This window comes from Streptomyces sp. CHD11, from assembly GCF_018638295.1.
In the GTDB taxonomy this organism is placed as follows: Bacteria; Actinomycetota; Actinomycetes; order Streptomycetales; family Streptomycetaceae; genus Streptomyces.
On the sequence record NZ_JABTTS010000005.1, the window covers coordinates 76424 to 98067 of the forward strand.

Sequence of the window (21644 nt, forward strand, 5' to 3'; positions counted from 1 at the left end):
CTCCCGCCGCGTCAGCTTCTGCGGCCCCGGCGCGACAGCAGCACCGCCGCGCCCCCGGCCCCAAGGAGAGCGACCGCGCCGGCCGCGATGTACGGAGTCGTCGAGTCACCCCCGGTCTCGGCCAGATCGGCGGCGGGGGCAGCCTGCTCCGCCCGCGCCCCCTGCGGCTGGACCCCCGCGGGCGCGTCCGCTGCCGCCTCCCCGGCTTCGGCCGGCGCCGGTTCGGCCGCTGCCCCGGCAGGGGCCTCGCACGCGGCCTCGGCCAACGTCAGCGTGCCGTCGACCTCGGCGACGTTGAGCTTCAACGGGTTGACGGAGACCTCGAGCCGCAGCGCGGTCGCGGCGGCCGTGGTCGACGTGGTCCCGGTCTTCGACAGGTCCAGCCTGACCGACCCGACGCCCGGCACCTCGACATGGGTGGGGCCCTCGGCGGTCAGCGCGACGCGTTTGCCGAGGACCGTCACCGCGGCGGGCAGGGTCACCGAGGCGTGCGGGACCTCCCCGGCCCCGCAGACCGCCCTGGAGCTCACCGCCTCCAGCTCGACGACCGGCAGCAGCGGAAGACCGGGCACATGGAGCCGGGCCTTGGCGAGGGTGGTGGACGCCTCGGCCCGGTCGCCGTTCACCGTCGCCTCCGCGTCGGCCACCTCCGCCCGCAGCACGCTGAAGGGTTTGCCGCCGTCGACACCGTCGAGGGCGGCGGTGAGCGCCGTCTTCCGCGCGCTCCGCGGTGCGTGGACCTCGTTGAGGGTGACGGCGAGCGGGGCGTGCACGGTCTTGTTGAGCAGGGACACGTCGAGCCCGGTGCGCAGTACGGCGGCGCTCGCGCTGCCGTGCCCCTCGGTGGCGTGCGCGGAACCCGCGCCGGCCAGCGCGGCGGGACCCGCGGCGAGGGCGGTGGCCGTGACAACGGCGGCCCAACGGCGTGCGGGCATAAGGAAGTTGATGGTGTACAAGGTGGTGGGACCCCCACGAGACATGACTGGGACCCCGAAAGGATGTCCGCGCGTACGACGGTCCGTCAGCGATCCACCGACTCTTCACTCCTTCGGGGCGGACCAGCGCTTCCGTTCGAATCCCGTGGTACGGCTGTTCCCCGCCGTCACCCTCCGGCGCTTCAGCGGGGCGTGCGCGACTACGCGACCACGCGCCCGCCGAGCACCACCCGGCGCGGATCCGCCAGCACCCGGACGTCCGCGCGCGGGTCGGAGCCGTAGACCACCAGGTCGGCAGGGGCCCCCTCCGCCAGGCCGGGGCGGCCGAGCCACTTCCGGGCCGCCCAGGTGCCGGCGGCCAGCGCCTCGACGGGCGGGATCCCCGCCTTGGTCAGTTCCGCGACCTCGTCGGCCGCGAGGCCGTGCGGGAGGGCGCCGCCCGCGTCCGTGCCGACGAAGACGGGGATGCCGGCGTCGTAGGCGGAGCGCACGGTGTCGTAGCGGCGTTCGTGGAGCCGGCGCATATGGGCCGACCAGCGCGGGAACCGGGACTCGCCGCCGTCGGCGAGGGCGGGGAAGGTGGCGATGTTGACGAGGGTGGGGACGATCGCGACGCCCCGTTCGGCGAAGAGCGGGATCGTGTCGTCGGTGAGGCCCGTGGCGTGTTCGACGCAGTCGATGCCGGCCTCGGCCAGGTCCCGCAGGGAGTCCTCGGCGAAGCAGTGCGCGGTGACGCGGGCGCCCAGCCGGTGCGCCTCGGCGATCGCGGCCTCGACGGCCCCGCGCGGCCAGCAGGCCGAGAGATCGCCCAGGTCGCGGTCGATCCAGTCGCCGACCAGTTTCACCCAGCCGTCCGAGCGCCGGGCCTCCTGGGCGACGTACGCGGTGAGATCTCCGGGTTCGACCTCCCAGGCGTAGTTGCGGATGTAGCGGCGGGTGCGGGCGATGTGCCGGCCGGCCCGGATGATCCTCGGGAGGTCCTCACGGTCGTCGGTCCAGCGGGTGTCGGACGGCGACCCGGCGTCCCGCAGCAGCAGGGCGCCGGCGTCTCGGTCGGTGAGCGCCTGCTTCTCGGCGACGTCGTCGGGGACGGCGCCGTGCCGGTCCAGGCCCACATGACAGTGGGCGTCGACCAGACCGGGCAGCACCCAGCCGTCGACGGTGCGGACGTCGCGGGCGCCGGCGGGACGGTCGTAGGAGATCCGCCCGTCGACGACCCACAGCTCGCTCCGTACCTCGTCCGGACCGACGAGGATCCGCCCCTTCACGTGCAGCACCGCGCGTTCGCTCATACCCGGCACCCTAGTGAGGGACTACGGCGACTTGCCCACCTGGTCGGAGGTCTCCTCCTCGACGTCCGCCATGGCGGGGTCGAGGAGGCGGGAGAGGAAGTGCCGGGTGCGTTCGTGCCGCGGCCGGCCGATGACCTGCTCGGGGGCGCCGTCCTCGACCACCACTCCGCCGTCCATGAAGACGACCCGGTCGGCGACCTCGCGGGCGAAGGTCATCTCGTGGGTGACGACCATCATGGTCATGCCCTCGTTCGCGAGCATCCGCATCACGGCGAGGACGTCGCCGACCAGTTCGGGGTCGAGCGCCGAGGTCGGCTCGTCGAAGAGCATCACCTCGGGGCCCATCGCCAGCGCGCGGGCGATGGCGACGCGCTGCTGCTGACCGCCGGAGAGGGAGGACGGGTAGGCGTCGGCCTTCTCGGCGAGGCCCACGCGCCGAAGGTTCTCGGCGGCGACCCTCCCGGCCTCCGCCTTGCCCCTGCGCAGGACCCGGCGCTGCGGCAGCGTGAGGTTCTCGGTCACGGTGAGGTGCGGGAACAGGTTGAACTGCTGGAAGACCATCCCGATGCGGCGGCGTACGGCATCGATGTCGACGTCCGGATCGGTGAGTTCCGTTCCGCCGACGTGGACCTCTCCCCCGGTGGGTTCCTCCAGCAGGTTCACGCAGCGCAGCAGGGTCGACTTGCCGGACCCGGAGGGGCCGATGACGCAGACGACCTCGCCCTGGCCGATCTCCAGGTCGATGCCGCGCAGCACATGGTTGTCACCGAAGGACTTGTGCAGACCGCTGACGCGGATCTCCGGCGGGCTCGGGGTCATTTCACGGCCTCCTGGGCCTTGGCCTCCATGCGGCGCACGACGAAGCCGAGCGGGATGGTGATCAGCAGGTAGCACAGGCCGGCCACCAGGATCGGGGTGGAGTTGGCGGTCTGGCTGGCCAGATCGCGGCCGTACTTGGACAGTTCGCGCTCCCCCAGGGTGACGCCGAGGAAGAGCACCAGCGAGGAGTCCTTGAAGAGCAGGACCAGCTCGTTGGTGAGCGGCGGGAGAATGATCCGGAAGGCCTGCGGGACGATGACGGAGATCATGGCCCGGGCGGGCGAGAAACCCAGTGAACGGGCCGCCTCCATCTGCCCCTTGGGTACGGCCTGGATGCCGGCCCGGATCGTCTCCGCCATGTACGCGGCCGCCACCAGGCCGAGCGCGAGGGCGACCTTGCCGTAGGTGCCGCCGATGATCTCGGTGCCGGGGAAGGCGAGCGGCACGGCGACGCCGATGAAGATGAAGATCAGCAGGGCGGGCAGGCCGCGGAAGATCTCGATGTAGACGCCGGCCAGCCAGCGGTACGGCGCGACGGACGACAGCCGCATCAGCGCGATCACCATGCCGAGGGCGAGCCCGACTGCGAAGCCGGTCACCGTGAAGAGCACGGTGTTCTTCAGCGCCAGCGTGATGACCTCCGGGAACATCCGCTCGGCGATGTCGATCTGCGCGAACTGGTTCTGCAGTCTGTCCCAGTCGGCCGAGACCGCGAAGGCGATCACGGCCGCGACGAAGACGGCGTACTGGACGCCGCGTGACAGGCTGCGCTTCTGCCGCCTGGTCAGGCCCTTCCTCTTCGGCCGGACCGGCGGCTTCTCCGTATCGGTCATCGGGTCAGGACGCGGCCGGCGAGGCGGCGGACTCGTCGTAGGGGCCGATCCACTGCTCGTACAGCTTCTTGTACGTGCCGTCGGCCTCGGCGTCCGCGAGGGCCTTGTTGACCGCCTCGCGCAGCGCGGTGTTGCCCTTCTTCACCGTGACGCCGTACTCCTCGCCGGTGTCGATCTGCTCGGCGACCTCGAAGGCGTCGGCGTTGGCCTTGTCCTTCAGCCAGCCCTGGACGACGGGGTAGTCGATGACGACGGCCTTGACCTGGCCGGTGCGCAGTCCGTTGAGGACGGCGTCGGAGGACTCGAAGGAGACGGGGTCCAGGCCCTCCTCCTTGACGTGGTCCTCACCGGTGGTCTGCGCCTGGGCGCCGAGCTTGACACCCTGGGACTTCACGTCGGCGAGGGAGGTGACGCCGCTGCCCCGGTCGACGAGTACGGCCTGCGTGGCGTTGAAGTACGGGTCGGAGAAGTCGACGTTCTTCTTGCGCTCCTCGGTGATGGTCATCCCGGCCGCCGCCAGGTCGCACTCACCGGCGTTGAGGAAGGCGCCGGTCTTGAAGTTCTCGAAGGGCGTGTCGAGGATCTCCTGCCGCACACCGAGGTCCTCGGCGACCAGGTCGATCAGTGCGACGTCGAAGCCCTGCACCTTGCCGTCGATCTCCGACTGGAAGGGCGGGTACGGGAGGTGGGTGCAGGTGGTGAGCTGCCCCGCCTTGACGAGTTCGACGCCGCCGGCGGTCGTGGAGCCGCCGCCCCCGTCGTCGCTGGAGGTGCAGGCGGTCAGGAGTACCAGCCCGGCCGTCGCGGTGGTGGCGGCCAGTATGCGGGTCCGGCGGCCGGGGAGCGTCTTCACGAGAGCCTCCTGATCAAGGAACGATGCGTTCCGATTATAAGGAAGGGTTTGAGATACCCAAACCATTCCGGTGGCCGGTGGCCGGAGGGCGGCCCGGCCCCGGAACCCCGCGGCCGGGCCGCCCTCCGGGCCAAGGTCTACCCTCGACCTCGTCGAACGTACCCACCACCGTCGCGAAGCAAAGAGAGCCCCGCCGTGACCCACCTCCTCCTCGATCTGCCCCCGATGAGCGCCGCGCACTTCGCCTCGATCGAGGACCGGGTGGCAAGGCTGCTGGGCACCCGCCAGGACGTCGTGATCACGCAGGGGGAGGCGCTGCTCCCGCTGGAGGGCGCGATCCGTGCGACCGCCGGTCCCGGCACGACCGCGCTGAACATCATCACCGGCCCCTACGGCCAGACCTTCGGCGACTGGCTGCGGGACTGCGGGGCCACCGTGATCGACCTGACGGTGCCGTTCCACACGGCGGTGACGGCCGGGCAGGTCCGGGACGCCTTCGCGGAGCACCCGGAGATCGGCTTCGTGTCCCTGGTGCACGCGGAGGCCGCCACCGGGAACACCAACCCGGTCGCGGAGATCGGCGAGGTGGCCCGGGCGCACGGGGCGCTCTTCTACCTGGACGCGGTCGCCTCGATCGGGGCGGAACCGGTGCTGCCGGACACATGGGGCGTGGACCTGTGCGTGATCGGGGCGCAGAAGGCGATGGGCGGTCCGGCCGGGGTCTCGGCGGTGTCGGTGAGTGAGCGGGCGTGGGCGCGGATGGCCGCGAACCCGCGGGCGCCGCGCCGTTCCTACCTCTCCCTCCTCGACTGGAAGGAGCGCTGGATCGACGGCGGCCGTACGGCGCTGCCGCACGCGCCGGCGCAGTTGGAGATGCTGGCGCTGGAGGCGTGCGTGGAGCGGATCGAGGCGGTGGGGCTGGACACGGTGATGTCCCGGCACGCGTCTGCCGCGGCGGCGGCCCGGGCGGGGGCGCTCGCCCTGGGCGGGGGGCTGGAGCCGTACGTGCGGGCCGCGGCCGAGGCGGCACCCGTCGCCACGACGCTGCGGGCGCCGGGCGGCACCGCGGCCTCGGAACTGGTGGCCCGCGCCCTGGCCGCCGATCCGGCCGCCCCGCTGGCGGCGGGCGGCGGCGCACTCGCGGGGGAGATGATCCGCGTCAACCACTACGGTCCCGGGTCGACCCCCGGCACGGTACGCGCCTGCCTGACGGCCCTGGGCACGGCGATGAGCGGTGCGGATCTGACGGTGAACCTCCCCGCGGCGCTGGAGGCGGCGGACAAGGCCTGGCGGTAGGCGTCCGCGGGCCGGGCCCGGCGAGGGCCGGGCGGGCACCGGTCCGCACGGGGTGCCCGTCCACCCCGCCGAGGCGGACGAACGGCACGACTCTCGCGCCGGCCTGTTGCGCGAGAGCGTCGGCCCGGTGTCCGTGATCTGAATTCCGTGGGATTATCGCATTCACCCGCACAGACGCCCCCGTGACATTCTTTCGCTTATATCTCCATTACTTTCCGGAGCAGCTTCCCGTCTTCTTCTGCCCGCTTTCTCCGGTCCTAAACGCCACGATTCAGCAGAGCGGAAGCGGGCCGTCACGGGAGTTACACACTTGTGATCGGTTCCACAGGGCGCCCGTTTTGCACCCTTCATCCCAGGGCAAAGGGTGCATATCGTCGACTTTCCGCGCGGGCTCGCCTGCTCGCGCGATAACATGGATCGAGCCTGTACGTAACCCCGACAGACGATGCAATTTTGAATTTACCTGGGTAAGTTCAATTCGCATGACTGCCGCACAAGCAGACCTGCAAATCGACCGCCCCACCGTGGCGGACGGAGCCGTGCTGTGGCGGATAGCCAAAGACTCGAAGGTCCTCGACCTGAACTCGTCGTACAGCTATCTGCTGTGGTGCCGTGACTTCGCCGCCACTTCGGCCGTCGCTCGCGACGAGCGCGGCGAGCCGATCGGCTTCGTCAGCGGATACCTGCGGCCGGACAGCCCGCGCACCCTGTTCGTCTGGCAGGTCGCGGTCGACGCGTCGTACCGTGGCCGCGGACTCGCCGCGGCCCTGCTCGACGGTCTGGCCGCCCGGACCGCCGCCGAACACGGGGTGGACACCGTCGAGACGACCATCACCCCGGGCAACACCGCGTCCGAGCGCCTGTTCACCGCGTTCGCGGAGCGCCACGGCGCCCTGCTGGAGCGCGAGGTGCTGTTCGACGCCGGCCGGTTCCCCGACGGGCCGCACGACCCCGAGGTGCTGTACCGCATCGGGCCGTTCGCACCCTGACCGGGCCGGACCGGCCCCTCCCCCCGATCTTCCGACTCCCTCTGACCTCCCACGCCACCGAGGAGCGATTCTTCGTGACCATCACCCAGCCCGACCTCAGCGTCTTCGAGACCCTCGAGTCCGAGGTACGAAGCTACTGCCGCGGCTGGCCCACCGTCTTCGACCGTGCGCACGGCAGCCGTATGTACGACGAGGACGGCCACGAGTACCTCGACTTCTTCGCCGGAGCGGGTTCACTCAACTACGGGCACAACAACGCCGTGCTGAAACGGGCGCTGATCGACTACCTGGAGCGGGACGGCGTCACGCACGGTCTCGACATGTCGACGACGGCCAAGCGCGCCTTCCTGGAGTCCTTCCAGAACTGGATCCTGCGCCCGCGCGACCTTCCGTACAAGGTCATGTTCCCGGGGCCGACGGGCACCAACGCCGTGGAGTCCGCGCTGAAGCTGGCGCGGAAGGTGAAGGGGCGCGAGGCCATCGTGTCCTTCACCAACGCCTTCCACGGCATGTCCCTGGGCTCGCTCGCCGTGACCGGCAACGCGTTCAAGCGGGCCGGCGCCGGCATCCCGCTGGTGCACGGCACGCCGATGCCGTTCGACAACTACTTCGACGGCCAGGTTCCGGACTTCCTGTGGTTCGAGCGGCTCCTGGAGGACCAGGGGTCCGGCCTCAACAAGCCCGCCGCGGTGATCGTCGAGACCGTGCAGGGCGAGGGCGGCATCAACGTCGCCCGTCCGCAGTGGCTGCGCGCCCTGGCCGAGCTGTGCGAACGCCAGGACATGCTGCTCATCGTCGACGACATCCAGATGGGCTGCGGCCGTACCGGCGCCTTCTTCTCCTTCGAGGAGGCCGGCATCACGCCCGACATCGTCACCGTCTCCAAGTCGATCAGCGGCTACGGACTGCCGATGGCGCTCACCCTGTTCAAGCCCGAGCTGGACGTCTGGGAGCCGGGCGAGCACAACGGCACCTTCCGCGGGAACAACCCCGCCTTCGTCACGGCCACCGCGGCCCTGGAGGCGTACTGGGCCGACGGCTCGGCGATGGAGAAGCAGACCCGCTCGCGCGGCGAGCAGGTCGAGCAGGCGCTGATCGCCATCACCGAGGAGAACCCCGCCGACGTCAAGGAGTACCGGGGCCGCGGCCTCGTGTGGGGCATGGAGTTCCACGACAAGGCCCGCGCGGGCCGGATCGCCCAGCGCGCCTTCGAGCTCGGCCTGCTGATCGAGACGTCCGGCCCGGAGAGCGAGGTCGTCAAGCTGCTCCCCGCACTGACCATCACCCCGGGCGAGCTGGACGAGGGTCTGCGGATCCTCGCCCGCGCCGCCCGCGAAACCGCCTGAAACACCAAGCCGAGGAGGCATCGCACCACCGTGATCGTCCGTTCGTTCAAGGAGCTCGAAGGCACCGACCGGCACGTGAAGTCCGCGTCCGGCACATGGGAGAGCAAGCGCATCGTCCTGGCCAAGGAGAAGGTCGGCTTCTCCGTGCACGAGACGATTCTGTACGCGGGTACGGAGACGTCGATGTGGTACGCGAACCACATCGAGGCCGTCGTCTGCACCAAGGGCGACGCCGAGCTGACCGACCGCGAGACGGGGGAGACGTACCACATCACCCCCGGCACCATGTATCTCCTCAACGGCCATGAGCGGCACACGCTCAAGGTCAAGGAGGACTTCCACTGCATCTGTGTCTTCAACCCGCCCGTCACCGGACGGGAGGACCACGACGAGAACGGCGTATACCCGCTGCTCACCGAGGAGGTGTGAGTCACCGTGACCACGACCACGACCACGAACGTCACCGATCTCTACCCCACCCGCGGTGCCACCGAGGTGGCAACCCCCCGGCAGGACCCGGTGGTCTGGGGCGGCCCGGACGCCCCCGGGCCCGTCCCGGCCGGTGATCTGCGGTCCCTGGACCGCGACGGATTCCTCGCCATCGACCAGCTCATCGGGCCGGACGAGGTGAGTGTCTACCGGAACGAGCTGGAGCGGCTCATCGCCGACCCGGCCATCCGCGCGGACGACCGCTCGATCATCGAGCCGCAGTCCAAGGAGATCCGGTCCGTCTTCGAGGTGCACAGGATCAGCGAGATCTTCGCGAACCTGGTACGCGACGAGCGGGTCGTCGGCCGGGCACGGCAGATCCTCGGCTCCGACGTCTACGTCCACCAGTCGCGGATCAACGTCAAGCCGGGCTTCGGGGCGAGCGGCTTCTACTGGCACTCGGACTTCGAGACCTGGCACGCCGAGGACGGTCTGCCGAACATGCGCACCATCTCGGTCTCGATCGCGCTCACCGAGAACTACGACACCAACGGCGGTCTCATGATCATGCCGGGGTCGCACAAGACGTTCCTCGGGTGCGCGGGGGCCACGCCGAAGGACAACTACAAGAAGTCCCTGCAGATGCAGGACGCGGGGACGCCGTCCGACGAGGCGCTGACGAAGATGGCGTCGGAGTACGGCATCAAGCTGTTCACCGGCAGGGCCGGCTCGGCGACCTGGTTCGACTGCAACGCCATGCACGGCTCCGGCGACAACATCACGCCGTTCCCGCGCAGCAACGTGTTCATCGTCTTCAACAGCGTCGAGAACGCGGCGGTCGAGCCGTTCGCGGCCCCGATCCGGCGGCCCGAGTACATCGGGGCGCGGGACTTCACCCCGGTGAAGTAGGGCGGCGGGACGGTGCGGCGGGCGTCACGGCGGTGACGCGGGCGCACCTCAAGGACTGCGGGCCGGGCCTCCTCGTGTGGGACAGGGAGGCACCGGCCCGCTGCCGTGCGCACCGGCGGACGGTCAGCCGGACAGCACGTCCAGCAGCCGGTCCACGTCGTCCCGCGTGTTGTAGAGGTGGAAGGACGCCCGCAGATGGCCCGCACGGTTCGACACCTGGATGCCGGCCTGTGCCAGTTCCGGCTGCCGGGCGCCGAGTCCGGGCACGGACACGATCGGTGAGCCGGGTGCCGGCACGGGTGTGCGGCCGAGGTCGGCGAGCCCCGCGCGGAAGCGGTCGGCGAGGGCCAGGTCGTGGCCACGGATCGCGTCCACGCCGATCTCCTCGACGAGTTCGAGGGAGGCGCGCAGTCCCGCGTGGTCCAGCAGGGCCGGGCTGGAGTCGAACCGCCTGGCGGAACGGGCGAGTTCGGTGACGGGGCCGTAGCAGCTGTCCCACGGGTCCTCCCCCGCGACCCAGCCCGCCTGCACCGGTGTCAGATCGCCGAAGTCCTCGGGGACGACGAGGAAGGCCACGCCGTGCGGGCCGAGCAGCCACTTGTGGGTGATGGTGACGCTGTAGTCGCAGGCGTCGGCCGTCACCGGCAGCCAGCCGGCCGCCTGGGAGAAGTCGACGTAGGTACGCGCCCCGTGGCCGCGGGCCGCCTCGCCCAGCGCGTCGAGGTCGGCGACCCGGCCGTCCGCGGACTGCGCGGCGCTGACCGCGACGAGCGCGGTGCCGGGCCTGACGGATTCGGCGAGCCGCTCCAGCGGGGCCGACCGCACCTTGAGGTCGCCGCGGGTGTGGAAGGGGTTCAGCACGGAGGTGAAGTCACCCTCGGCGGTGAGGACTTCGGCGCCCGGCGGCAGCGACGCGGCGATCAGCGCGGTGTGCAGGGCGACCGTGGCGCCGGCCGCGACCCGCCGGGTGGGGACGCCGGCCAGCCGGGCGTAGGCGGCGCGGCAGGCCTCGGCATCGGCGAACAGCGGATCCAGCGAGCGGCCCTCCGCGCGCAGCCGGGCGGCGTCCTGGAGCGCGGCGACGGTGCGGGCGGGCAGGAGAGCGTTGCTCGCGGTGTTGAGGTAGGTGTTCCGCGGGGCGAACTCGGCACGGACGAGGTGGTCGAAAGTTGCCATGGAACCACTCTGCGGCCCCGGCGGCCTCCCGTCCATTGCCGCATTCCGCGCGGTACCGCGAAGGAAGCCTTATGTGTACGTGCTGACCTGCGTGTCTACTGCTGCGGTACCGCGCATCCGTCCGGGCCGCACACCTCCGCGCCGCCGCCGGCCATCGTCAGCGGCGGGCGCTCGCCCCAGGCCTGGGTGAGTGCCTGGGTGAAGACCTCCGCGGGCTGCGCGCCGGAGACGCCGTACTTGCGGTCGAGCACGAAGAACGGCACACCGTTCGCGCCGAGTTCCGCGGCCTCGCGCTCGTCGGCGCGGACCTCGTCGGCGTAGGCCGCGGGGTCGGCGAGGACCGCGCGCACGGCGTCGGTGTCGAGACCGGCCCCGGCGGCGAGTTCGACGAGCCGTTCGTCGTCGTCGAAGACGGACCGTTCCTCGGCGAAGTTCGCCCGGTAGAGCAGGTCGAGCAGTTCCACCTGGCGGCCCTGCTCGCGGGCGTGGTGCAGCAGGCGGTGCATGTCGAAGGTGCCGCCGTGGTCACGGCCCCGGGTGCGGTAGGGCAGGCCCTCGGCTGCGGCCTGGGCACCGAGGTTGTCCTCGCCGGCCTCGGCCTGTGCCCGGCTCATGCCGTACTTCTTGGTGAGCATGGTGATCACCGGCTGGATGTCGCCCTTGGCCCGGCCCGGGTCCAGTTCGAAGGAACGGTGCACCACCTCGACCTGCTCGCGGTGCGGAAAGGACGCCAGCGCCTTCTCGAAGCGGGCCTTTCCGACGTAGCACCAGGGGCAGGCGATGTCGCTCCAGATCTCGACGCGCATGAGTCGGCTCTCTCCAGGATCGTGGCGGGCGCGGAGGCTCCCTCCGGCAACCGCATGAACATTCAAGGAGCTGCTTTCATTCCCCCTGCCCCGCTCTTCCCGCCCTTTCACCGCTCCCGCCCGCTCCGGCTTTCCTCAGCTGCCGTCGCGCAGATCGTGCGGCCAGTGCAGCCGGTACTCGAGGTGGTCGAAGGTCACCACACAGCCCTCCCCCATCGGCGACTGCGTCATGAATCCGACCAGGGCGGCACCGGTCTCCTCCTCGTCGCCGAGGGTGAAGAACCGGACGAAGGTCCAGCGCTCGCCGTCGCGGGAGGCGTGGAAGGCGAAGGCGCGGCCGGTGCGGCTCACCCGGAGCCAGACGGAGCTGCCGTCGACGGTGAAGGAGTTGGCGTCGTCCGAGTGACCCCGGGTGACCACCGTGCAGACGGTGGGGACGTCCGGGGAGTACTCCAGGCAGAGCTTGGCCCAGGCCCGTTCGCCGACGTGGACGTACAGCACCCCGGCGTCGAAGGTGCCGGCGAAGCCGACCGTGACCCGCGCGATCAGCTGGAAGTCGCCCTCGGGGGCACCCAGCAGACGCGGCGCGTCGGCGGCCGGTTCCAGTGCCTCACCGGTGGGCGGCACGAAACGGTCCTGCCGGGGCCCGGCCCATCCGCTGAGGACGCCGTCCTCGTACGACCAGGAGCCGTCGGGGCCGTAGGTGCGCAAGGGGAAGGGGAGTTCGGCGATTTTCAGGTCCATGACGGGATTGTCCCAGGCGGAGCCCGGCGCCGCGGCCCGGGGTGGCGTCCCGGTCAGCGGGACTGGAGGGCGTCGAGGGCCACGGCCTGGGCGATGGCGAGACGCAGGTCGAGCGCGGGCGACTGCACGTCGACGACATAGCGGTCACGCAGTCCGAACTTCTTGTCCACCCGCATCACCTGCCCGCCGTCCGAGGTGAAGTCGAAGTGGTACGGCCACATGAACGGTACGAAGTCGAGCGGCACCAGCCCCCAGAGACGGCGCGCCACCGCCACGAACCGGTTGCGTTCGCGCCCGACGGCGGCGATCGAACCCGGCTGGTCCATCTCCCACGTCGAGCGCAGCAGGGAGGAGCCGAACCTCTTGCTGAACGTGCCGACGACGCCGCCGCCCGCGTCCCGCACGTCGTAGGAGGCGCCCAGGTCGACGATCTGGCGTGCCGCTGCGGTGAACAGCACCTGCCGCCTGGACTCGTCGGTGTAGAAGGTCATCTGCTCCTTGAGCGTCATCCGCTTCTGCTCGGCGAAGGCGAGGACCTTGCCGTCCGAGCCGTCCGGCAGGGTCTCGGTCACGACGTACCTGTTGATCATGAGGCTGGTCTTCTGCCGGACGGTGAAACGGTCGTTCACGTGCTCTTGTCTGGTGTCCACTGCTGCGCTCCGTCAGTCGTCGGTGTCGGACGCCGGCGCTCCCGTTCCCCCGGCCGGCAGAGCCATCCTCTCCCCGATCCCCGGCCCTGGTCAGTCTCCGTAAGTCGCTGTCCGCAGCGACGGAAGAGGACAGGGCCGGCGGCGCGGGCGTGTTCACTTTCGTCGCCCGGTACCGCGCCGAAGGGGGGATGCGGGGGCCCGGAGGCGGCCCTCTATGGTCTGCGCGTGGACCCAGAAGAGATATCGCCTGCCCGCCGGCCGTTGCGTTCCCGTCTCGCCGCCGCCTCGCCCTGGACCCGCAAGCGGGTCGCCGGGGAGATCGCCTACGTCGTGGTCCTCTCCGGCACCGCCGGTCTGCTCTACGCGGCGGAGACCGGATCCGGGGCACGGGGCGGTGCCATCGCCCTGCTCGTCGCCGTACTGTCGCTCACCCGCCGTGCGTGGCCGACGACCGTGCTGATCGTCTCGTCGGCCCTGGCCGGCACGATCGGCGGCGCGTTCGCGCTGCTGGTCTGCGTGAGCTGGTCGGCGGGCAGCCGCATCAAACGCCCGGCGCGGGCGCTGGGCGCCTACGCGGCCGGGCTCGTGTGCTATCTCCTCGCCGTCGTCATCAGCTCGGACCCCGAGGATCTCGGGATGTCGCTCCTGCTGACGGCCACGCTGAGCGGCGGCCCGTTCCTGGTGCTGGCGGTCGTGCCGGGGCTGGCCTCCCGCTACCGCGCGCAGCGCCACAACCTGCTGGACGCCCTGCAGCGGCACAACGCCCAACTGGTCCGCGAGCAGGTGATGGTGGCACGGCAGGCCAGGCTGATGGAACGCCAGCGCATCGCCCAGGACATGCACGACAGTCTCGGCCACCAGCTCGCGCTGATCGCCGTGCACGCCGGAGCGCTGGAGGTGGACCCCGAGCTGAAGGGGCGCCAGCGGGAGGGGGTGGGCATCCTCCGGGAGGCCTCCCGGACGGCGATGCAGGAGCTGCGCGAGGCCGTGGGCATCCTGCGGGACGGTGTGGAAGCGCCCCAGCCGGGTTCCGAGGACGAGGGCGCCGGGCCCTCGACGGCCCGGGTGGCGGCCTCCGTCGACAAGCTGATCGAGTCGTCCCGGGCCGCGGGCACGAAGGTCGGGCTGCACCGCTCCGGCACCGAACGGCCGCTCGCGCCCGCCGCCGACCACGCGGTGTACCGCATCGCCCAGGAGGGCCTGACCAACGCGCACAAGCACGCGCCGGGCGCCGCGATCACCGTGTCCCTGCGCTACGAACCGGACAGCCTGGTGATCGAGGTGGCCAACGGGCCCGCACCGGCCGGGGCGTCGGGCCCGGCCGCGATCAGCGGGGGCCAGGGGCTGGCGGGGCTTCAGGAGCGGGCCCGGCTGGTCGGCGGCATGGTGCACACCGGCCGCACCCCCGCGGGCGGCTTCCGTCTCGCCGGGGTGCTGCCCTACGCGGACGGCGAGAGTCCGGCCCGGCCGGACGGCGCGACTTCCGTCGCCGCGGACGACGACTTCCGGTGGCAGACCGGCGAGGGGCCGGCGGGCGACGGTGGAGCGGTCAACGGACACCGGTCCGACCCGCAGAAGGAGTTCGCCGCCATCATGAGCAGCAAGAAGAACGTCGCCCTGGGATGTGCCCTCACCGCCGTCGTCCTCGTCGTGGGCACCGTCGCCCTGCTGGTGTGGGGCGTGTCGAAGCTGATCGACGAGGTGGAGGCGGGCGTCATCCCGGCGAGCGTCTACGACTCGGCCCGGATCGGCGACGCCGAGGCGGACATCAGGGACGAGTTCCCGGCCGGCGACTCGATGCTCCTCGACGGCGTGGAGGAGGACGGCCCGCCGCTGCCCGCGGACGCGGTCTGCGAGCACTTCGTGGACGACGAGGAGGACATCGTCTACCGGTTCTGCTTCCGTGACGGGAAGCTGTCCGCCAAGGAGTCCTACCCGCACGACATCTGACCGGGCGGTACATCACCGCACCCGCGACGGAATCGGGCATGATGGGCGAGTCGCATCATCCGCTTGTCACACCGACACCGCGCAGGAGGCCGCGTGATCCGGGTCCTCGTCGCCGACGACGAGCCGCTCATCAGGGCCGGCATCAGGATGATCCTGACCTCGGCGGACGACATCGATGTCGTCGCCGAGGCGCGGGACGGCCGGGAAGCGGTGGAGACCGTCCGGAGCACCGCCGTCGACGTGGCCCTGCTGGACATCCAGATGCCCGTGCTGGACGGACTGGCCGCGCTGGCCGAGATCGGCCGGGCGGCGCCGCGGACACGCGTGCTCATCCTGACGACGTTCGGGGAACGGGACAACGTCCTGCGGGCACTCGGCCACGGCAGCGCGGGCTTCCTGCTGAAGGACTCCGCCCCGGGGGAACTGATCCACGCGGTCCGCGCGGCGGCGGCCGGCAACGCCTATCTGTCCCCGGCCGCCACCCGGCACGTGGTGGACTCCCTCGCCTCCCCCGCCGCCACCGTGCGCGGCGAGGAGGCACGCAGGCGCCTGGCCGGCCTGACGGAACGCGAACGCCAGGTGCTGGCCCTGCTCGGGGAGGGCCTGTCCAACGCGGACGCCGGGGCCCGGCTGCACATGAGCGAGGCCACGGTGAAGACCTACGTCAGCCGCATCCTGACCAAGCTCGACTGTCACAACCGGGTCCAGGCGGCGCTCCTGGCCCGCGACGCGGGCCTGGAGCCGACCACGGGGTGAGCCGCCTCAGCGCTCCAGCGTGCCGTTGAACCTCCGGGGCAGCCCCAGCGGGTTGTCGTCCCTGAGCTCAGCGGGCAGCAGCGCCTCGGGCGTGGTCTGGTAGACGACCGGCCGCAGCCATCGCTCCACGGCCGTGCCGCCCACCGACGTGGACGTGGAGGTCGTCGCCGGGTACGGGCCGCCGTGATGCTGGGCCGGGGCGACCGCGACGCCCGTCGGCCAGCCGTTCACCAGCACGCGTCCGGCCAACGGCGTGAGTTCCCGCACCAGTTCGGCACCGCGGCCCTCCCCGGCCGCCTCCCCGGCGGACAGCTGCACGGTCGCGGTGAGGTTGCCCGGCAGCCGTGCGAGCACACCGCGCACCTCGCTGTCGTCCTCGTAGCGGGCCACCACGGTGACCGGTCCGAAGCACTCCTCCAGGAGCAGGTCGTGGGCGCCCTCCTGGGCCAGCCGGCTCGCGGGGACGGTGAGGAAGCCCGCGCTGACGGTGTGCTCACCCCCGGCGCCCGGGGTGACCGGGGACTCCACATCGGGCAGCCCGGTGCGCTCGGCGACCCCGGCGACGAAGTTGTCGCGCATGCGGTGGTCGAGCAGGACGCCCGCGTCGGTGTCGCTGACCGCCTCCGTGAGGGACTTGAGCAGTCCGTCACCGGCCGGTCCTGCGGGAGCCAGCACGAGGCCCGGCTTCACACAGAACTGGCCGACGCCCAGGGTCATCGAGCCGGCCAGCCCGGCGCCGATGGCCTCGCCGCGCTCGGCGGCGGCGGCCTCGGTGACGACGACCGGGTTCAGGGAGCCCAGCTCACCGTGGAAGGGGATGGGAACGGGCCGTGCGGCGGCCGCGTCGAAGAGGGCCCGGCCGCCGCGGACGGAACCGGTGAACCCGGCCGCCGAGACCTGCGCGTGCCGGATCAGCTCGATACCGGCGTCGAAGCCGTGCACCAGACCGAGTACGCCGTCGGGGATGTCGTGCCGGGCCGCGGCCCGGCGCAGCACCCTGGCCACCAGCTCGGACAGTCCGGGGTGGTCCGGGTGGGCCTTGACCACGACCGGGCAGCCGGCCGCGAGCGCGCTGGCGGTGTCGCCGCCGGCCACGGAGAAGGCGAAGGGGAAGTTGGACGCGGAGTAGACGGCGACGACGCCCAGCGGGATCTTGTAGCGGCGCAGGTCCGGCACGGGCGGGGTCGCGGTGTCGTCGGGGTGGTTGATGACGACGTCGAGGAAGGCGCCCTCCTCCACGATGCCGGCGAAGGCGCGCAGCTGGTAGCAGGTACGCGCGAGCTCGCCGGTGAGCCGGGCCGGGCCGAGCGCGGTCTCCGCGTCGGCGGCTTCGACGAGCTGGTCACGGGCGGCCTCGAGTTCATCCGCGGCCGTGCGCAGGAAGGCCGCGCGGACGGCGCGGTCCGCCAGCGCGCCGCGCGCGTCGTGCGCCGCGCGGACGGCGGCGTCCACCTCCTGGGCTGTGGCCTCCACCGCAACCTGTTCGCGCTGCTTCCCGGTTCGGGGGTCGACACTCCAGACTGGTGCTGCTGCCACCGGGGTCCCTCCACTTGATTGCCGCGTGCGATGCCGCAGTACGTACGCCATCCATCAGCGGTGTTCGATATACTGAACGCTGTCTCTGTAGATGAATGCACTTCGGAGACTATTTCCGGCGAACGAAGGGGTCAAGGGCGATGTCGGCTGGCGAGACAGGCGGCGGGGCGCAGGTCAAGTCCGCGGTGCGGACCGTTGAACTGCTCGAATACTTCGCCGGGCGCCCCGGTATGCACTCCCTGGCGGCGGTCCAGGAGGCCGTCGGGTACCCCAAGTCGAGCCTCTACATGCTGCTGCGCACCCTTGTGGAGCTCGGCTGGGTGGAGACGGACGCGACGGGCACCCGGTACGGCATCGGCGTCCGGGCGCTGCTGGTGGGCACGTCGTACATCGACGGCGACGAGGTCGTCGCGGCCGCCCGGCCCACGCTGGACCGGCTCTCGGACGACACCACCGAGACCATCCACCTCGCCCGGCTGGACGGCACCAACGTCGTCTATCTCGCCACCCGGCAGTCCCAGCACTACCTGCGCCCGTTCACCCGGGTCGGCCGCAGGCTGCCCGCGCACTCGACGTCGCTGGGCAAGGCGCTGCTGAGCACGTACCCGGACGAGCAGGTGCGCAAGATGCTCCCGGAGACGCTGCCCGCGCTGACCGAACACACCCTCACCGACCGGGAGCGGCTCATCGAGGAGCTGCACCAGGTACGGGAGCAGGGTTTCGCGGTGGACCGCGAGGAGAACACGCTGGGGCTGCGCTGCTTCGGTGTGGCGATCCCCTACCGCACCCCCGCGCGGGACGCGATCAGCTGCTCGGTGCCGGTCGCCCGGCTGACCCCCGCGCACGAGCAGATGGTCAAGGACGCCCTGTTCGACGCCCGCGACCGGCTCGCCCTGGCCACCCGGAGGATCTGACCCGTGGACATCTCCCTGCGGCCGGTGCACGACAGCGATCTGCCGGTCTTCTACCGCCAGTCCAACGACCCGGAGGCGCTGCGCATGGCCGCCTTCACCCCTGAGGACCCGGCCGACCGGGACCGCTTCGACGCCCACTGGGCGCGCGTCCGCAACTCCCCGCGGATCGTGGCGCGCACGGTGCTGGGCGACGGGGACGTGGTGGGGAGCGCCGCGGTGTACGGGGAGGCGGGCGAGCGCGAGGTGACGTACTGGGTCGACCGCGCCTACTGGGGCCAGGGCGTCGCCACGGCCGCGCTGCGCGCCCTGCTGGCCGAGGTGGACGAGCGCCCGCTGTACGCGCGCGTGGCCGCCGACAACGCGGGATCGCGGCGGGTCCTGGAGCGGTGCGGCTTCGAGGTCTCCGCGCGGGCCGTCGCGTACGCCCCCGCGCGGGGGACGGAGATCGAGGAGCTCCTGCTCACCCTGGAGGGCTGACCCGGCTCCGCCCCGCGCGGCGGAGGCGGATCGCCGGCTCCTCCACCGCCGGGCGGCCCCGGCCGGCGGGGAACGCGGCCGCGCGGGGACTGAACCTTTTCGGCCCCCGGACCGTCTCTACGAGCGGACGGGCCGCTCCCCTCCCCCCGGGGGCGGCCCGTCCGCCTCGTGCCCGGTCACCTGACGCCGAGGAGCTGCTCGATCGGGTCGATGGCGCCGGCACCTCGTCAGCGCGGCCTGCCGCCCGGACACGCGCACGCCCCGCCCCGCCCCGGCCGTCTCACAGGACGGCGTCCAGCCAGGCGTACACCTCGTCCTGCATCGCGGCGTCGAAGGTGTGGCCGTGCTCCGGCCAGGTCTTCAGCCGCAGCCGCCCCCCGGCACCCCAGGCACGCCAGACGGCGCGCAGCCTGTCGCGGGCGACCCGTACCCCGGCGGCGGGGAACAGGGCGTCGAGCCCGCCGTGGAAGAGGAGCATCGGCTTCGGCGCGGCGATGCTCGCCACATCGGGGATGTCCAGGTGCCGGGCGAGCCCGGGATGGAGCATGTGGAACGCCGACTGCCCGCGCAGGGTGTTGTTGCCGGGCACCATCATGTCCTTGAGCCCGGTCATCCAGCAGACGCTCGCCGCCGCCGCGACGTGGTCGCTGAGGGCCGCGGCCTGCCAGGCTCGGTAGCCGCCCATCGACCAGCCGACGGCGGCGATCCGGCGGGCGTCCACCCGGTCGAGCCCGGCGAGGAAGGCCGCGGCCCGCTGGTCCTCGCGGGCGTGGAGACCGGCGAGGGAGGAGCCGAGGTGGTAGAGGTTGCTCGCCAGGGCCTGCTGCTGCTCATGAACCAGGGGTCCGCGCTCACCCCAGCCGAGTGCGTCCGTGCAGAGCACGACATGGCCGCGCCGGGCGAGTTCGTCACCGGTGAAGCGCCCGTCGAAGTGGCGCCCGGCCCACTCCCTCGCGGAGGCGCGCCGGGTGTCGTCGTACCAGGGCCGGACGCACTTCTCCTTGCCGATGTCGAAGCGGGAGCCGTGGTCGTGCAGGAGCAGGACGGCCGGGAAGGGGCCGGTGCCGTGCGGGGTGAGCAGGGCGCCGCGGACCCGGGTGTGCCGGGTGAGCGAGAGCGTCACCAGCTCCCTGTCGTAGCCGTCCGCTGCGGGCCCGGCCGTGTACTCGGGGGCGTACGGGATGTCGTCCTGGGGTGGCACGACGAGCAGTTCCTCGACCTTGGCCCGGGCCGCCCGGCGCCACGCCGCGATGTCGCGGACGGGTGAGGCGCCCCAGGCGAGCGGGAACGTCAGGTCGTCCTTGAGCGCCCGGAGCAGTCCGGGCGGGCCCGGGACGGAGGTCATCCGCGGGGCCGCCGGTCGCCGAGCCAGGTCTCCCTGGTGTGGGAGGCGGCCTCGGCTCCGGCGAGCAGCACGTTCCTTCGGGACGGGGGCGAGGGCATGCGGTGCTCCTTGGGTGACGGAGACGGGCCGGCGCGGTCCGCAGTGGGGGCGGACCGCGCCGGCCGGATGGGGGCGGGGTCAGCGCAGACGGCCGGCGCCCGCGCCGAGCCCGACCAGGACCGGGACCGCCCAGGCAGGGTGGACCGCGGTGCGCAGGGTGGGCGTCCAGCCGGCGCCGGACCTCAGGGGTGCGTCGGGGAGCTCCGCGTTGTGCGCGGCGATCAGGTCGGTCCGCTCGCCGTTGACGAGGTTGTGCCGGGCGGTGAGCGGCGAGTCGTTCCACCGCTTGAGGATCTTGGCCGGGCTGACGCCCCGCGGCAGGGTGAACGCGTTGTGCTCGGCGACGAGCTGGGACTCCTTGCCGATGCCGAAGCTGTAGGAGTAGCCGGCCTCGGCCACGAAGTGGTTGTTGTACACGTCGACCTGTCCGAAGCGGACCCGCGGAGCGCGCTCGACCAGGCCCGAGAACAGGTTGTGGTGGAAGGTCGCCTTCAGTCTGCCCCGGTCGCCGACGGCGGTGGACTCGCTGTCGCTGTTGCCGATGAGGATCGTCTTGTCGTGCTCGGTGAAGACGTTCCAGGAGGCGGTGACGTGGTTGGCGCCCCGCACGATGTCCAGTTCGCCGTCGTGCTGCTGGTAGAGCATGCCGAAGTGGGTCGGCGCCTCGCTGTCGGGGTGCTCTCCGTCGGTGAAGGTGTTGTGGTCCAGCCAGACGTGGGTGGAGCCGTACACGACGGCGGTGTCGTACTCGGAGTTCCAGTTGCCCCGGTCCCCGTCGGTCGGGTCCCACTGCGGGAAGCAGTCGACCGGGCTCTCGAGGGTGAGGTTGCGGACGATGACGTTGTCCACGCCCTTGATCTGCAGACTGGCGCCCTTGATGCCGGCGTTCCGGCCGACGCCGATGATCGTGGTGCGGGAGGGGATGGGCGCCTTGATGGCCGCGTCCTGCCGCTCGGCGGAGGCCCTGCGCAGTCCCTCCGGGCTGTCGTCGGGCTCGGCGCTCAGGTCCTGCTCCAGGCCCCAGGTCTCCGGGGCGTACTTCTCGAGGTAGGCGTCGAAGTCGTACCCGGGCGCGGCGAGCGCGGCGCAGCCCTCGGAGACCGCGTCGATGGTCCCCCTCACCTTGATGATCCTCGGTGCGTCGCCGCCGTCCGCCAGGGCCGCCTTGAATTCGGCCCAGTCGGTCACGGTGTACACGTGTTCGGCGGCGGCGCGGGCCCCTCCCGTGGTGCCGGTGCCGTGGGAGGCCCAGCCGTCGCCCGCGGGCAGCGTCTGCCGGGCGACGTCGCGGTGGTGGTGCGACGGGGAGTGGGCCTGGGCGGCGCCGGTGCCGGTCAGCGTCAGGACGAGGGCGGTGCAGCCGGCCAGGGAGGCGGCTCTCAGAGTGGCATGCACATGCCATTTCGATCTGTTCATGGTGCGGCTCTCCTTCTCGTGGTCCAGGGGGTGTTACGCGACGGGCTCCGGCCAGGTGATCCACGACTCCGGGA

The 21644-nt window shown here is 71.8% G+C and carries 21 protein-coding genes; 9 read left to right on the plus strand and 12 right to left on the minus strand.

Features of this window, described 5'->3' with window-relative positions; translation table 11 throughout:
- Window positions 1–11: 11 nt before the first annotated feature.
- From HTV45_RS06980 to HTV45_RS07000, 5 genes are all read right to left on the minus strand, one after another.
- Window positions 12–935, minus strand: coding sequence for an SCO1860 family LAETG-anchored protein (locus tag HTV45_RS06980; RefSeq protein WP_215204748.1), 924 nt, complete (start codon window positions 933–935; stop codon window positions 12–14).
- Window positions 936–1135: 200 nt separating this feature from the next.
- Window positions 1136–2227, minus strand: a complete 1092-nt coding sequence (locus HTV45_RS06985) for an amidohydrolase family protein (protein WP_215204749.1) — start codon at window positions 2225–2227, stop codon at window positions 1136–1138.
- 21 nt (window positions 2228–2248) lie between these two features.
- On the minus strand, window positions 2249–3046 hold the full coding sequence (locus tag HTV45_RS06990; protein WP_215204750.1) for an amino acid ABC transporter ATP-binding protein: 798 nt from the start codon (window positions 3044–3046) through the stop codon (window positions 2249–2251).
- The gene (locus HTV45_RS06995; RefSeq protein WP_215204751.1) at window positions 3043–3879 is read right to left on the minus strand and encodes an amino acid ABC transporter permease; all 837 of its coding nucleotides are present in this window, start codon (window positions 3877–3879) and stop codon (window positions 3043–3045) included. Before HTV45_RS06995 ends, HTV45_RS06990 begins: the two co-directional genes overlap by 4 nt.
- Before the next feature lie 4 nt (window positions 3880–3883).
- Window positions 3884–4732: an ABC transporter substrate-binding protein gene (locus HTV45_RS07000; RefSeq protein WP_215204752.1), complete on the minus strand. Its 849-nt coding sequence runs from the start codon at window positions 4730–4732 to the stop codon at window positions 3884–3886.
- Between the two features lie 195 nt (window positions 4733–4927).
- Here HTV45_RS07000 and HTV45_RS07005 point away from each other — a divergent pair, with 195 nt between their 5' ends.
- From HTV45_RS07005 to thpD, 5 genes are all read left to right on the plus strand, one after another.
- Window positions 4928–6028 (plus strand): aminotransferase class V-fold PLP-dependent enzyme, encoded by a 1101-nt coding sequence (locus HTV45_RS07005; RefSeq protein ID WP_215204753.1) that lies wholly within the window; start codon window positions 4928–4930, stop codon window positions 6026–6028.
- Between the two features lie 482 nt (window positions 6029–6510).
- Complete coding sequence (gene ectA / locus HTV45_RS07010; RefSeq protein WP_215204754.1) at window positions 6511–7017, plus strand: diaminobutyrate acetyltransferase; 507 nt, start codon at window positions 6511–6513, stop codon at window positions 7015–7017.
- Window positions 7018–7091: 74 nt separating this feature from the next.
- On the plus strand, window positions 7092–8363 hold the full coding sequence (gene ectB / locus HTV45_RS07015; protein ID WP_215204755.1) for a diaminobutyrate--2-oxoglutarate transaminase: 1272 nt from the start codon (window positions 7092–7094) through the stop codon (window positions 8361–8363).
- A gap of 30 nt (window positions 8364–8393) precedes the next feature.
- Window positions 8394–8792 carry an ectoine synthase gene (locus HTV45_RS07020; protein ID WP_215204756.1) on the plus strand — a complete coding sequence of 133 codons (399 nt, stop codon included), beginning with the start codon at window positions 8394–8396 and terminating at the stop codon, window positions 8790–8792.
- A gap of 6 nt (window positions 8793–8798) precedes the next feature.
- The gene (gene thpD, locus HTV45_RS07025) at window positions 8799–9701 is read left to right on the plus strand and encodes an ectoine hydroxylase (protein WP_215204757.1); all 903 of its coding nucleotides are present in this window, start codon (window positions 8799–8801) and stop codon (window positions 9699–9701) included.
- Between the two features lie 123 nt (window positions 9702–9824).
- Here the strand turns inward: thpD and HTV45_RS07030 are convergent, their stop codons facing one another.
- From HTV45_RS07030 to HTV45_RS07045, 4 genes are all read right to left on the minus strand, one after another.
- Window positions 9825–10877 (minus strand): aminotransferase class V-fold PLP-dependent enzyme, encoded by a 1053-nt coding sequence (locus tag HTV45_RS07030; protein WP_215204758.1) that lies wholly within the window; start codon window positions 10875–10877, stop codon window positions 9825–9827.
- 95 nt (window positions 10878–10972) lie between these two features.
- Window positions 10973–11683 carry a DsbA family oxidoreductase gene (locus tag HTV45_RS07035; protein WP_215204759.1) on the minus strand — a complete coding sequence of 237 codons (711 nt, stop codon included), beginning with the start codon at window positions 11681–11683 and terminating at the stop codon, window positions 10973–10975.
- A gap of 135 nt (window positions 11684–11818) precedes the next feature.
- Window positions 11819–12427: a DUF1349 domain-containing protein gene (locus tag HTV45_RS07040; protein ID WP_215204760.1), complete on the minus strand. Its 609-nt coding sequence runs from the start codon at window positions 12425–12427 to the stop codon at window positions 11819–11821.
- A gap of 53 nt (window positions 12428–12480) precedes the next feature.
- A complete protein-coding gene (locus HTV45_RS07045; protein WP_215204886.1) occupies window positions 12481–13017 on the minus strand; it encodes a hypothetical protein in 537 nt (178 codons plus the stop codon).
- A 285-nt stretch (window positions 13018–13302) separates the two neighbouring features.
- Between HTV45_RS07045 and HTV45_RS07050 the strand changes: the two genes are divergently transcribed.
- A complete protein-coding gene (locus tag HTV45_RS07050; RefSeq protein WP_215204761.1) occupies window positions 13303–15027 on the plus strand; it encodes a histidine kinase in 1725 nt (574 codons plus the stop codon).
- Window positions 15028–15120: 93 nt separating this feature from the next.
- Window positions 15121–15783, plus strand: a complete 663-nt coding sequence (locus tag HTV45_RS07055; protein WP_215204762.1) for a response regulator transcription factor — start codon at window positions 15121–15123, stop codon at window positions 15781–15783.
- A gap of 6 nt (window positions 15784–15789) precedes the next feature.
- Here HTV45_RS07055 and HTV45_RS07060 read toward each other — a convergent pair whose 3' ends face one another.
- On the minus strand, window positions 15790–17319 hold the full coding sequence (locus HTV45_RS07060; RefSeq protein ID WP_215204763.1) for an aldehyde dehydrogenase (NADP(+)): 1530 nt from the start codon (window positions 17317–17319) through the stop codon (window positions 15790–15792).
- Window positions 17320–17459: 140 nt separating this feature from the next.
- On the opposite strand from HTV45_RS07060, the gene HTV45_RS07065 reads away from it, so the two are divergent.
- Together HTV45_RS07065 and HTV45_RS07070 are read left to right on the plus strand one after the other, a co-directional pair.
- Window positions 17460–18233, plus strand: a complete 774-nt coding sequence (locus HTV45_RS07065; protein ID WP_215204764.1) for an IclR family transcriptional regulator — start codon at window positions 17460–17462, stop codon at window positions 18231–18233.
- Between the two features lie 3 nt (window positions 18234–18236).
- Window positions 18237–18710, plus strand: coding sequence for a GNAT family N-acetyltransferase (locus HTV45_RS07070; protein ID WP_215204765.1), 474 nt, complete (start codon window positions 18237–18239; stop codon window positions 18708–18710).
- A gap of 280 nt (window positions 18711–18990) precedes the next feature.
- On the opposite strand, the gene HTV45_RS07075 is transcribed toward HTV45_RS07070, so the two are convergent.
- The gene (locus tag HTV45_RS07075) at window positions 18991–20055 is read right to left on the minus strand and encodes a dienelactone hydrolase family protein (RefSeq protein WP_215204766.1); all 1065 of its coding nucleotides are present in this window, start codon (window positions 20053–20055) and stop codon (window positions 18991–18993) included.
- 177 nt (window positions 20056–20232) lie between these two features.
- Complete coding sequence (locus HTV45_RS07080; RefSeq protein WP_215204767.1) at window positions 20233–21570, minus strand: polysaccharide lyase family 1 protein; 1338 nt, start codon at window positions 21568–21570, stop codon at window positions 20233–20235.
- Window positions 21571–21644 lie beyond the last annotated feature (74 nt).